Consider the following 265-nt stretch of genomic DNA (forward strand, 5'->3'; position numbering starts at 1 on the left):
GCCCGTTTACCCCGACGCCCGCCGGATACCAAGGCCCCACATTGCCGCTGCGGTCCACCAGGCGAGCCCAGTAGTAGAAGGACACGCCCGCAGCCAGTCCGTGAATCTCGTGCTCGGCCTGCGGATAGGCATAGTCGCCCAGCTTGGCGGCGTCATCATGGGAGGTAGTCGGGCTCTGCCAGATTTCCGTGCGCTGGGTATCTTCCGCACCGGGAGGAAAGGCCCAGTTCAGCCGAGTGCCATAAACCAGCGGAGTAGCCGACAG

1 protein-coding gene is annotated in these 265 nt (G+C 64.5%); it reads right to left on the minus strand.

Annotation, left to right across the window (positions count from 1 at the left end; translation table 11 throughout):
* Positions 1-265: hypothetical protein (locus tag SB786_RS36550; protein WP_410731625.1), on the minus strand; the 265-nt coding region annotated here is incomplete at both ends.

It is taken from the genome of Burkholderia sp. SIMBA_062 (assembly GCF_046534765.1).
Taxonomy (GTDB): Bacteria; Pseudomonadota; Gammaproteobacteria; order Burkholderiales; family Burkholderiaceae; genus Burkholderia; species Burkholderia ambifaria.